Origin of the sequence: Mesorhizobium sp. M7A.F.Ca.CA.001.08.2.1 (assembly GCF_003998455.1) — a bacterium.
Lineage (GTDB): Bacteria > Pseudomonadota > Alphaproteobacteria > Rhizobiales > Rhizobiaceae > Mesorhizobium > Mesorhizobium ciceri.
In genome coordinates this window covers 1-9945 of the sequence record NZ_RZPW01000152.1, presented here as the reverse complement: position 1 = coordinate 9945, position 9945 = coordinate 1, and the positions used below count along the sequence as shown (strand labels likewise).

14 protein-coding genes and 2 tRNA genes are annotated in these 9945 nt (G+C 59.3%); 10 read left to right on the top strand and 6 right to left on the bottom strand.

Annotated elements, in window-relative coordinates; genetic code table 11:
- On the top strand, positions 1-291 hold a 291-nt coding region (locus EN914_RS11785; protein ID WP_127389090.1), incomplete at its 5' end, for an AI-2E family transporter.
- 1 nt (position 292) lies between these two features.
- On the top strand, positions 293-997 hold the full coding sequence (hdaA, locus tag EN914_RS11780) for a DnaA regulatory inactivator HdaA (RefSeq protein ID WP_013532442.1): 705 nt from the start codon (positions 293-295) through the stop codon (positions 995-997).
- Positions 998-1012: 15 nt separating this feature from the next.
- Here the strand turns inward: hdaA and EN914_RS11775 are convergent, their stop codons facing one another.
- The gene (locus EN914_RS11775) at positions 1013-1294 is read right to left on the bottom strand and encodes a hypothetical protein (protein ID WP_013532441.1); all 282 of its coding nucleotides are present in this window, start codon (positions 1292-1294) and stop codon (positions 1013-1015) included.
- A 106-nt stretch (positions 1295-1400) separates the two neighbouring features.
- Positions 1401-1477, bottom strand: a tRNA-Pro gene (locus EN914_RS11770).
- 140 nt (positions 1478-1617) lie between these two features.
- Between EN914_RS11770 and EN914_RS11765 the strand changes: the two genes are divergently transcribed.
- Both EN914_RS11765 and EN914_RS11760 read left to right on the top strand, forming a co-directional pair.
- Positions 1618-1923, top strand: coding sequence for an ETC complex I subunit (locus tag EN914_RS11765; protein WP_013532440.1), 306 nt, complete (start codon positions 1618-1620; stop codon positions 1921-1923).
- 47 nt (positions 1924-1970) lie between these two features.
- Positions 1971-2047, top strand: a tRNA-Arg gene (locus EN914_RS11760).
- 207 nt (positions 2048-2254) lie between these two features.
- Here EN914_RS11760 and EN914_RS11755 read toward each other — a convergent pair.
- The 3 genes from EN914_RS11755 to EN914_RS39180 form a co-directional block, all read right to left on the bottom strand.
- Positions 2255-2479 carry an AlpA family transcriptional regulator gene (locus tag EN914_RS11755; protein ID WP_127218996.1) on the bottom strand — a complete coding sequence of 75 codons (225 nt, stop codon included), beginning with the start codon at positions 2477-2479 and terminating at the stop codon, positions 2255-2257.
- Between the two features lie 900 nt (positions 2480-3379).
- The gene (locus tag EN914_RS11750) at positions 3380-3643 is read right to left on the bottom strand and encodes a helix-turn-helix transcriptional regulator (protein ID WP_024505062.1); all 264 of its coding nucleotides are present in this window, start codon (positions 3641-3643) and stop codon (positions 3380-3382) included.
- Positions 3644-4414: 771 nt separating this feature from the next.
- The gene (locus EN914_RS39180) at positions 4415-4840 is read right to left on the bottom strand and encodes a helix-turn-helix domain-containing protein (RefSeq protein WP_245265395.1); all 426 of its coding nucleotides are present in this window, start codon (positions 4838-4840) and stop codon (positions 4415-4417) included.
- A 32-nt stretch (positions 4841-4872) separates the two neighbouring features.
- Here EN914_RS39180 and EN914_RS11740 point away from each other — a divergent pair, with 32 nt between their 5' ends.
- From EN914_RS11740 to EN914_RS11720, 5 genes are all read left to right on the top strand, one after another.
- Positions 4873-5214, top strand: a complete 342-nt coding sequence (locus tag EN914_RS11740; RefSeq protein ID WP_024505060.1) for a DUF6634 family protein — start codon at positions 4873-4875, stop codon at positions 5212-5214.
- Between the two features lie 95 nt (positions 5215-5309).
- Positions 5310-5807 carry a hypothetical protein gene (locus EN914_RS11735; protein ID WP_127223473.1) on the top strand — a complete coding sequence of 166 codons (498 nt, stop codon included), beginning with the start codon at positions 5310-5312 and terminating at the stop codon, positions 5805-5807.
- A gap of 51 nt (positions 5808-5858) precedes the next feature.
- Entirely contained in the window at positions 5859-6356 is a 498-nt protein-coding gene (locus EN914_RS11730; RefSeq protein ID WP_127218994.1) for a hypothetical protein, read from the top strand.
- Positions 6357-6426: 70 nt separating this feature from the next.
- Positions 6427-7140 carry a hypothetical protein gene (locus EN914_RS11725; RefSeq protein ID WP_081714408.1) on the top strand — a complete coding sequence of 238 codons (714 nt, stop codon included), beginning with the start codon at positions 6427-6429 and terminating at the stop codon, positions 7138-7140.
- 107 nt (positions 7141-7247) lie between these two features.
- Positions 7248-7994, top strand: coding sequence for a metallophosphoesterase (locus tag EN914_RS11720; protein WP_245467683.1), 747 nt, complete (start codon positions 7248-7250; stop codon positions 7992-7994).
- 326 nt (positions 7995-8320) lie between these two features.
- On the opposite strand, the gene EN914_RS11715 is transcribed toward EN914_RS11720, so the two are convergent.
- Positions 8321-9442 carry a hypothetical protein gene (locus EN914_RS11715; protein ID WP_024505055.1) on the bottom strand — a complete coding sequence of 374 codons (1122 nt, stop codon included), beginning with the start codon at positions 9440-9442 and terminating at the stop codon, positions 8321-8323.
- 228 nt (positions 9443-9670) lie between these two features.
- On the opposite strand from EN914_RS11715, the gene EN914_RS11710 reads away from it, so the two are divergent.
- Positions 9671-9945 (top strand): DUF262 domain-containing protein (locus EN914_RS11710; protein ID WP_164778717.1); only part of this gene is annotated, 275 nt, incomplete at its 3' end.

Below are 9945 nucleotides of genomic sequence, written 5' to 3'. Positions count from 1 at the left end.
TTCTTCATCGGCCAGTTCATCGAGGGCAACATCCTGCAGCCGCGGCTGGTCGGCAAGAGCGTCGGCCTGCACCCGGTATGGCTGATGTTTTCGCTGTTTGCCTTCGGCGCGCTGTTCGGCTTCGTCGGCTTGTTGATCGCGGTGCCGGCTTCGGCCGCCGTCGCCGTGCTGGTGCGGTTCGCAATAGCCCGCTATCTCGAATCGCCGCTCTACAAGGGCCGCGGCGCGGCACCTGTGCCGCAGCTTCCGGCCGATCGCGGCGGCGGCCACCGCACGCAACCGCGTCGCTGAAGTGACTGCCCAGCCAACCGACCCGCCGCGCCAGTTGCCGCTCGACCTCGGCCATGGCACCGGCTATTCGCGTGACGAACTCGTCGTCTCCGGCACCAACAACCAGGCGGTTGCGCTGGTCGACCGCTGGCCGGACTGGCCATCGCCGGTGGTGGTGCTGGCCGGTCCCGCGGGTTCTGGCAAGACGCATCTGGCCTCGATCTGGCGCGCCCGTGCCAATGCGGCGGCGGTCGACGCCAGGCGCATCGGCGACAGCATCGCCAATCTCGGCGCGCGGCCGGCGCTGATCGACGATGTCGATACCGGGACGGTTGACGAACAAGGCCTGTTCCATCTGATCAATGCGGTGCGTGGTGCCGGCTCGCAACTGCTTCTGACGGCGCGCCGCTTTCCCTCGGCCTGGGGTGTTGGCCTGCCTGATCTTGCCTCGCGGCTGAAGGCGGCTGCGACAGTCGAAATTCATGAGCCCGACGATCTCCTGCTGGCAGGCGTCATCACAAAACTCTTCGCCGACCGTCAGATCGAGGTCGAACCGCATGTCGTGCAGTATCTGGTCCGCCGCATCGAGCGCTCGCTGGCGACAGCGATGCGCGTGGTGGAGCGGCTCGACCGGACCGCGCTCGAACGCAAGACGCCGATCACCAGGGCGCTGGCAGCCGAAACCGTCAGTGCCATGGATGAAGGGCAGGGCGAGTTCGAGATCTAGCCTGAGAGGCCGGTCTCAGAGCCACATTCTGGCGAAATGACGGACCGCGAGATAGACGGCAGAGTGAGCGGCGATATAGCCGGCGGCGACCAGCACAAACATCCCGATACTGACACGCCAGGAGCGGGAGACCACGGCGCCCGGGGCCTGCCTCGCCTGTCTGCGGCTTTCACGGTTGTTCCACATCGCCAGTGCGGCGCAGGCAATTGCCCACGTCACCATGACCGGAACCGTTATGCCGGCATAGGCAAAGTAGGCCGGTCCGAAAAGCGACACCCAGGCATCGATTCCAAGCATCTGACCCCCCCCCCTGTTTGCCGAACCGCCCGCGGCTGCCGGACACACGGCCGGTGCCGCAGCAAGTGAACCGTATGGCTGCGCCGGGCATTGGGCTGTGAAGGGATGGTCGGAGTGGAGAGATTCGAACTCCCGACCCTCTGGTCCCAAACCAGATGCGCTACCAGGCTGCGCTACACTCCGAACGGTCTGTTGCCTATTCATTTCGGTGGTGCATGGCAAGTGCAAAAACCTGCGAGAGCAAAAACCTTGCCGCCGTGCGCATTGCGCAGTAATGACGGGCGAAGGGTGGCGATGCTGCCTTGCACAAGAACGAGGTGACCATGTCCGCGCGCATTTTCAGCCCAGCCAAAACCGCGATGCAGTCCGGCAAGGCCAAGACCGGTTACTGGGTGCTGGAATTCGATCCCGAGTCGCGCAAGAAGATCGACCCGCTGATGGGCTATACGACGTCGGCAGACATGAGAAGCCAGATCAGGCTTAGCTTCGACACGCGCGAAGAGGCGGTCGCCTACGCCGAAAAGCAAGGGCTCGCTTTCCGCGTCGAAGAGCCGAAAGAGACCAAGCGCCGCCAGATTTCCTATGCGGAGAATTTCCGCTATGACCGCAGGACGCCCTGGACGCATTGAACGGCGCCCGGCGCCAGAATATCCAGCCGGCCCAAGGGCCGGCCAGCGGTCCCGTAGCTCAGCTGGATAGAGCACCGGCCTTCTAAGCCGATGGTCACAGGTTCGAATCCTGTCGGGATCGCCAATAATTTCAATTGTTTATGGAGTATCAGTTCGCCGACATCGAACTTCTTGTCAAGCACATCGCGACTGTGTCGGCACCGTGTCGGCACGCTGAACTCGGCAGAAATTCACGCGAACGTGATCACGACGTAACCCTTGGCCCCGGCCCGCGTCGCCGAGGGCGGCGCGGAGCTAAGAGCTACCGCCAAAAAATTGGAATATCTGGCGATCAGCGGGGGAGCTTCTGTCTGGTGGAATGGCGCAAGCGCGCGTAAAGCCACCGTTTCGCTTCGGGTTCAGGATATCTGATTAGACGTTCGCCAACCGTGGCGAATGGCGGTCCTCCCTCCTTGCAACGCATTTTATTGAGTGTCGACTCCGCTAACCGCAGATATCTGGCCGCTTCAGGCACGGTCATCAGCCACGGCTGGTCGGGTTTGTCGGTATCGGCCATTGCTTCCTCCTACGTTTAATGCCGCAAATTCACGTGGGCGATGTAGGGAGCATATCGCAAAGCTTAAGTCAACAACAAAACGATTGTAACGGTGGGTTCCCTGATGGGGTTTCCCTGTTGGGCAGTATGGACGATAAGTTCTAGAAGAAAATGTCAACAATTGGCGTGAATAGGAAGGCTTCTCATATTTGTGGATCGGTTTCTCATGGCAAAGGATTCATTGCAATGCCGTGTCATTGTTGACAAAAGGTAATGCTTATTCTTTCGAGTGTGTGCACAAAGGATTGGAGAATGCCGTCTTGGCCTTCTCGACCGAAAGCTCGCATCGCTCTCCGAAGCAGTCGCAAGGATCCGGTGACTGATATTGGCCCCTGGGGCAATTCGCCCGGCACTCAGGCTGATACTTCGTAGCTTGGCAAAGCCTCGCCAGGAATCCACGTCCATGGGCCAACTCGTCCCGCCGCGGTTTCGCCGGGACCCTTGGAAATCAGCGACTTTTCCCATGGCACAACTACGGGCTCAGGCGTGGCAGAAGAACCATATCGAGCGCAAACTCGCCAGCCGGGGTCCCGCCCGGCGGCGGACGAATATCTCGGCGAGTGCGGAGGACGAAGTCTGATCTGCACGGCTGGCATTGATTCCCGGAATCAGATCCGAAGGGTCAGCGACCGGACCGCTGCGGCCCGAGTTGACCGAACGGCACGTCGGACCTGCAAGCGACCTCCACACTGGGGTGCGCGATCTCAACGAGGCGCTCGATGCCGGGTGTACGTGACCGATTTACTGCAGGTTGTCTACTTCAGGCTATGCGTTCATGGAAGTTGGGCCGGCTGCGACCATCCCAACGGCAAATGTTGGCCTCCGCGCTGCCTACGTGTCCATCTGACTCCTGGGGGACGATCAGGGACTGGATTTGGGCTTGGTCCGTTTCAAAGTGACCGGAGGACCGTAAGTATCGGTCGCTTCTAAGAATATCACCCCTTTCTGCTCAAATGCTTTCCAGATTTTTTCGATTGCATCGTGGGGGACGCTTTTGTCGGCGCTTTCAATTCGAGCGACCATTTGACGGCTCACTTTGGCCAGTTCCGCCACGTTGTCCTGGCGGATATCCAGCAGTGCTCTTGCGGCGCGGAACTGCCGAGCGATGTCATCAACGGACTCCATGTTGGTATGATGGCGGGGCAGCCGGCGAGGCTGTCAACATAGGCGTCAGATTTATTACCTGAGGAGAATTGTGATGGCATTGTGAGAGCTGTTCTCACATAAGGTGCTGTACGGTGATCGAGCAGGGAAGTTGATTCGATTTCGCTAAGGCGATTGATCGACCATTTGGCTGCCCGAGCCCCCGAGGGAGGCGTTGCTTGATGACGGGCCTTGAGCCAGTGCTGTCGCGGAGCGTTTTTTCGAAAGGAGATCGCAGGTCCTCCTGTGCTCTTCCAACGCAATGAACTCAACACTGTTGCTCTCAAATACGGCGCGGGGATATTTCGGGTCGCACCTGAATCGGGCCAGTCGCACGCCGCTGGCGGATGCGTGACATGGGAATGAACGAAGCGCCTACTTTTTCGAAGGATGTGGAGACGGAGCTGCGACTGACATCTACGCCGAACTTGGCGCACCGTACTCAGCCGGAGGTATCTATGTGCCAGGGCAAGCAAGCGGGATATCGAAGGCGGGATTTCACTGCCAAACCAGTGCGGCGCGCGCAACCTAGCAGCCGCCTACTTTGGGTTAGGCGCTCGACGGATTGGTTTCAGGCCGATCCATCGGAGGGCGACAGCCGGTCAATCACGCGAAGGCGAGCCAATTGTCCGAACAGAACTCAAGCTTGTTATGAAATTCACGTTCCTCAGTACACATCCGGGCAGTTGGGCAGAGACTGCCGCGTCATGCGATCCGAAGGATACTCGGAAAGGCTCGAAACTAACTGGGCAATCAGAACCGAAGATCGTCGCGCGACAGGAGCGACAAGGGAATCCGCAGTCCAGGTCCTTTGCCGTCCCCGCTTGGGATGAATTCGACGCCCCGCGCTTCCAGCGCCGCCTGGACGCGCTGCAGCGTCCTAACCGCGACGCGCTCGTTCCTTTCAATCCGCAAAATGGTCCGCTTTCCCACTCCCGACAGCTCGGCGAGCATGGATTGATTGATACCCAAGGCGACCCGGGCGGCTCGCAGGATTTCGTTTGGAACGATCATTTTTCGAAACGCACACAGTTGGTCGTGAGCGCGCATTCGACCACAGGAATCCCGGCGCCACAAATAGACGCCACCAGCGCCAATAATTGGCGCTATGGACGCCATCTTTCCGGCGCCGTATCTATCGGGCCGTTGATTCCCGCGAATCAAAGGATTCGAATCCACGCGGGATCCTGGATCGGAGCAAGGAGGCCCCAATGCTGCTATTTGGCCGCGAAACGCTGACCGATGAGATGTTCACCTTTCAGACGGCCCGTCTTCTCGCATTGGCCGACGACATGGAGCGCGTCCGCCGCGGCGTGCCGCCGGAGGCTATGGCGGATGAGGAAGCGCCCATCCTTGATCGGTGGATCCTTGCCCAACGGGCCGTTCCCTGCCTTGCGGGGCTCTCGACCGGCCATCCACTGCTCTTCGGCGAGGGCCGGCTCATCGGCACATCCGATTTGTGGCTGCTGTCCGAAGACCGGACTTGGGCGCGGACGCTCAGCCGGTGGTATCGACTCGGACGTCCTGCCGAACAGGCCGGCCTCGATTCATGAGGGTCGTCGGCATTTTCGACCGTCATTTCGACCGCCGCCTGAAGGCTGCGAAAGCCGGGTTGCATCTTCCGAGCGAGGAAGAATTGCTACGCGGCATGAATTTCTTTGGCGATCGTCTCGAAGACGATATCCGGGAATACGCAAGCCGCCTGTCACGGCGGATGAAGAAACGTGGTCGCGTCGAACTTTTGGCTCTTGCCAATTGTCTCGACGACCTCGCCACCGAGCAATCTGAGGACGGCGTCAAAAGTGTCGAAGCCGCGCTCGACACCGCCGAAGTCGTAAAGGGGATTCCGGCCGAGGCCTGGCTGATGACGGCGAATGAGGTGGGAAGTGTCCCCGCGGTGATGCGGGATAGATGTCGGATCCTGCGATTTCCGGAGCCGGGCCCCGACCAGTTGCCGTTCCTCGCCCCTCGCATTCTCGAAAGGCTCTACCTCGAGGCGGGGCATGACCCTCGCTGGGCGGCACCGATCGAAGGATTCGAGCTCGCTGCGCTGGCCAGCAACTGGCCGGGCGGGTCGATCAGGAAACTTGAGCGGCTCGTCGAGAAGCTTGTCGAGGCGCGTGAACGCCATTGGGGCCGGCAATGAGCTGGCGCCGGCAAAACGATCGGGAGCGATAGGGCTGACATAGGAGGCAATATGAAAGATCGCGAAGCAATTGGCTTTCTGCACCGACCCCGCAACGATGTGGAAGGATCATCGCTTGTCGATCATCCGCCCGGGAGCAGATCAAAGCACAACTTGATGGAGCGCGGGATTCCCATGGCGAATCCCTCGGCGCCTGCACCGCAGCGGCCACTGGCGTTCGGCAGGTACATGGCCAGCGAAGCGCTGCTCGGGCTGCTCGGCCATACTGAAAGCTGCCTCGCTCTCATCAGAGCCGGCCCCATCACTTCCTGTGACTGCAGAACCTCGCACATGGAGGATCCAGCGATCGCCGTCGAGGTGACAAGACATTATGTCCGCGCAGCCGTCGCGACCGGGACGCCGATCCCGACCGTGATCCTCAAGCTTCTGACCTGCCACGTTATGGACGCAGACCCTGCTTGTACCGAGTTGGCGGACTGGCTTGAGGCGGCTGGTCTACTCGACCTCCCGCGGCAGGCGAACAGCCACCAGGGAGCGGACCATTCATGAACCGTCGTCGGGAAGCTCGTCGGAGCCAGCCAGTTCCATCGGGCACGGCAACGATCGAAAGGATTGGAAGATGAAAAAGCGTCGCATACCACGTCTCTCGCAACAGCATCGTAGCAAGAAGACCATAGCTGTCGAGGCTGCGGGTGACTCCGGCATTTCTGCTGAAAGGGCTGCAGACGCTGTTGGCAGCGCGGACAGTCTTCTCCAGGACGCGATGCTTCTGCGATCGCTGCAGCTCCAGTTCCGCATGTCGGTTCATGAATCCGCTCATGCGGTGGCGCGCCTCCATCTGGATCTTGGAACCATCGTGAAGATAACGATCGAGGCTCCGGAAGGCGGATATGTCACCGGAGCTATGCCGGGGGAGCAGACCGAAGCGGTGCTAACCGGCGTTCTCATCGCCTCACTCGCCGGCCGAGCAGCGGAGGAAGTGATCGTGGGGTCGGTCGCCGCCGGATCCGGCTCTGAGTCCTGCGATCTTGCGGCTGCGACCGCATTGGCGTTCGACATGGAGACCGTGATGGGGTTTTCGAAGAAATGGCCTTTGCTTCACCGCAAGGTCGAGGACCGGACATCGCTTCTCGCGACCGACCACGAACTCGCGATGCGGGTGAACGCCCGGCTGGAGAGCGCCTATGCCGTCGCCCGAAAAATGGTCGTCAACCAGGAGATCGCGATCGATTTCCTTGGCGAAATCTTGCTGGCACGGAAAACGCTTGAGGGACCCGAACTCGACGCCGTGCTGGATCAAGTCAGGGAGCGGATCGTCGCATCGCCAAACTGATCGCGCAGCGGTCGAAAGAAACATCGCGCGTTCATGATGCCCGGATCCGTTGAGCCTCGGCGCGCCCACGTGAATGAAATCAAGGTTTCGATCCTATGAAAGTATGGTTGCTTTCTGACCTGCACCTTGAAGTCGCTGATTTGCACCATGCCCTGGCGATCCCGGACGCCGATGTCTGCATCGTCGCCGGAGACCTTTGCCGCGCGCCCGCCAACGGCGTTTTTTGGCTCGCAAAGCATATCGCTCCGGCGATGCCGTGCGTCTACGTTGCCGGAAACCACGAATTCTATAAAGGCTCGATCAAGGAGGGACTGGAAGACGGTCGCAATGCTGCCGCCCAGTTCCCGAGGGTGTATTTCCTCGAGAACGATTCCGTCGTTATCGATGGCGTTCGGTTCGTCGGCGCGACGCTATGGACAGATTATCGGGTCGAAGGGCATCCGGAACTCGCCATGGCCTACGCGCGCGAACGCATGAACGACCACAGGCTGATCGCGAAACAGAGGGATCCCTGGCAAAGATTCCTGCCGGAGACGGCGTTACGGATGCATCAGGACTCGCGCCAGTACATCGATACCGCGCTGAAGGCTGATCCGGTCAAGACCGTCGTGGTCACCCATCACCTGCCGCACCCATGGTCCATCCCTCCGCGCTTCAAGAGTGATTTGCTGAATGCCGCCTTTGCGAGCGACCTATCCAACGTGATCGAAGACGGACATCCAGCTCTATGGGTGCATGGACATACCCATGATAGCTGCGAATATCGGATCGGGAGCACGCGCATCATCTGCAATCCACGCGGATATGAGGACGAAAACGCAAAGTTCGATCCAACCCTCGTCGTGCGGATATAGCCATTGAAACGATCAACCTGCCTAGTCTCTGCCGAGTGCGAAGCACTGCGCTGGCCTGAATGTATCGCTGGGCGATCCTAGCGAATGGCATGCGCTTCGCGCTTGGTGCAAAAGCTATTGACGTCTCGCACCCCGATCAAGCCAGCCGGCCCAATACGAAGATAACGGCAAGGATGCGCTTTTCAGTTCGTTTGAAAGGATTTTCCATGAGCTACGAGAGGGGCGGTCTGCTGAGGCGGAGCTTCACAAGCTGCCAGGAACAAGACCATCTACTGAAGGAATTCTGTTCAGATAGCGATGGCGGACAGTGGCCGACCACTGCTTTCTCAACCTTCAAAGAGCCGCCGACGGATTGCCGGATCGGCCGGCGGCCGAACTTGGAGAGTTGGATCCCCGCGGGCGATCGCAAGCTCCTCCTCAGTAACGGCGAAGGGCAGGAATGTCCCGTCGAGGCGCTTGAGCGATGTAAAGAGCCTCCCGTCCTCTGACAGGATGTCTTTGGGATCCTGTTGCGTGTAAAAACCCAGCATATGAGCGTGCCGTTCCGGGTCGTGATACTCCTGCAAATACGGGTTCCATGTCCGCGGTGTATTTGTCTGAGCCACGACGGCGCGCAGGTGCTCGTTCCAGTAGTACGTGACCTTCTGTGCATCCTCGTGCAGCACCGTCTGATCGTAGAAAAGATGGGCGGAGAGTTCGACGAACTGCTTGGGATGAAGAGCTTGGCCATGCAGATATCGATACCGTTCGCTCAAATATCGTCGGTGAAGACCACCGTCGAACAAGCAGATAAGACCGACGCTCCCGCTGCGTAGTGCCACTCCCCCGACGACGGCGTTGTTCAGGAAGTCGAACGTCTCGAATCGGCCGTCGCGCTCGTCGATCCGAAAGCGATACAGCGAATACGGCGCCTCGTAGAAGAATTCGGGGACAGGCGGGTCACCAAGGTGACAGGAAAACATGCCCTTGTTGGTGGCGAAGCAACGCATAAACATCGCAGCATAGAGCATGCCGTCGAGAACTATTCCGGGCAGAATGCGCTCGGGCGTCTTGTCGTGACGGGTTCTGTGATCGACTGCTGAATGACTCTTGCGCGCCATCAGCCAATGAATCTTCCCAAGCCAAACAGCCAAGGTATCGGCATCCTGCCTGCTCACAGTGTCGAACGGATCGGCGGCTGTGAAGGCCGGCGCGAGACGGGTTTCCAGCACGCCGAATGTCTTATTGTTACAGCGTCCGCAAATCCCGATTTTGACAGATCGGTACTGCTTGTCGGTAAAGTTGGGGATGGTGACCCTCGCGTTCAGCAGCCCATGCTTCTGTTGGAGCCAGAGCGGGAAGATATGTTCCTGAGTATGGGGCTGTTGGCTTGTCGATCGTCCACAGAGTGTACAGTGGGTGGAGATATCGCGGGGGCGGAGCACGTCCTTTATCATCCGAAGCGACATGTACGATCCAGTCCATTTCTGTACGGCATAATATGGGAGTTCACTTGACTGCCCACCAGTCTGTCGCGGCGGGCTCAGTGCGTGGATCGGCCACTCATTACAGGCCCGGACATTCCGGCCGGGTAGCGAAATTCATTCCTGCTTCGCACAATCTTCAGGGTCCATATTGGCCGGATGGGTTCAACCCGTTAGGGTGATCGCCAAAATAGGGTTTGGGGGGAAACACCATTGTATAAACCAGGAGGCACAATTGCCGAGGTACTCGGCCGCATACAGACAAAGAGCTACGTGTTGCCCGCAATCCAACGCGAGTTTGTCTGGAAACCGGAGCAGATCGAGCGTCTATTCGACAGCCTTATGCAAGGTTATCCTTTCGGCACTTTCCTTTTCTGGAAAGTAGAAGCGGTGACCAGCGGGAAGTTCAAATTTTACGATTTCGTTCTGAATTACCATCAGCGCGACGCTGCCCACTGCCCAGAGTTGGGCAAGATGCATCATCAGAG

Coding starts and splice junctions, on each gene's coding strand:
- EN914_RS11730 (WP_127218994.1), top strand. CDS start 5,859: ATGAAAGATCGCGAAGCAATTGGCTTTCTGCACCGACCCCGCAACGAT.
- EN914_RS11755 (WP_127218996.1), bottom strand. CDS start 2,479: ATGGCCGATACCGACAAACCCGACCAGCCGTGGCTGATGACCGTGCCT.
- EN914_RS11775 (WP_013532441.1), bottom strand. CDS start 1,294: ATGCTTGGAATCGATGCCTGGGTGTCGCTTTTCGGACCGGCCTACTTT.
- EN914_RS11715 (WP_024505055.1), bottom strand. CDS start 9,442: ATGTCGCTTCGGATGATAAAGGACGTGCTCCGCCCCCGCGATATCTCC.
- EN914_RS11750 (WP_024505062.1), bottom strand. CDS start 3,643: ATGGAGTCCGTTGATGACATCGCTCGGCAGTTCCGCGCCGCAAGAGCA.
- EN914_RS11765 (WP_013532440.1), top strand. CDS start 1,618: ATGTCCGCGCGCATTTTCAGCCCAGCCAAAACCGCGATGCAGTCCGGC.
- EN914_RS11735 (WP_127223473.1), top strand. CDS start 5,310: ATGAATTTCTTTGGCGATCGTCTCGAAGACGATATCCGGGAATACGCA.
- EN914_RS11725 (WP_081714408.1), top strand. CDS start 6,427: ATGAAAAAGCGTCGCATACCACGTCTCTCGCAACAGCATCGTAGCAAG.
- EN914_RS11740 (WP_024505060.1), top strand. CDS start 4,873: ATGCTGCTATTTGGCCGCGAAACGCTGACCGATGAGATGTTCACCTTT.